Raw genomic sequence first — 619 nt, forward strand, 5'->3', positions numbered from 1 at the left:
TCGTCGCCTCCCACCGATCAAGCGAGGGAATCAGACTACGCCGCGCCGCTGCAAGCACATCTGCGCACAACTCTCATCATGTCCTTCCGCGCTGATGGGTGGTGGAGCGCACCTTCGGCGGGATGATGCGCTGGCGCCGCCTTGTGCGGGACGACGAGAGGCGCCTCGACGTGTCCGAGGCCATAATTCACGTCAGCATGGGCGCCCTCCTGCTCCGCCGGGTGGCCCATCGCTGATTCTCAAACTGTCACTCACTGACTGTGTGGAGAGGCGGATCGCGGTCTAAAGCGTTGCTGTGGCTCATCTTTCCAGCCCGAGGCAGCCATGCGCGAACACCGTCAGCACCGGTATCCGACGGACCTCTCTGACGGCGAGTGGGCAGCCTTGGAGCCTCTGCTTCCACCGCCGGCGACGCGAGGACGGCCGCTCCAATGGCCTCGCCGGCTGATGCTCGAGGCGACCTTCCATCTGGTCCGCTCTGGCTGTGCCTGGCGCATGCTCCCATCCTCCTTCCCGCCCTGGCCGACGGTCTTCGCGCATTTCCGGCGCTGGCGGCTGGACGGAACGCTCCGATGCCTGCACGACCGGCTTCGCGCCCTCGCGCGCGCAGCCGAAGGCC

Annotated in this window: 1 protein-coding gene and 1 pseudogene; both read left to right on the forward strand. The window is 66.9% G+C overall.

The features are described from left to right. Window positions 1-80: 80 nt before the first annotated feature. Window positions 81-236, forward strand: a pseudogene (locus JMJ55_RS30470) (IS5-like element ISRso1 family transposase); the annotation flags it as partial. Window positions 237-324: 88 nt separating this feature from the next. Then, window positions 325-619, forward strand: a 295-nt coding sequence (locus JMJ55_RS32300; RefSeq protein WP_202829350.1) for a transposase, incomplete at its 3' end; no start/stop codon positions are given.

Origin of the sequence: Belnapia mucosa, from assembly GCF_016775475.1 — a bacterium.
Taxonomy (GTDB): Bacteria; Pseudomonadota; Alphaproteobacteria; order Acetobacterales; family Acetobacteraceae; genus Belnapia; species Belnapia mucosa.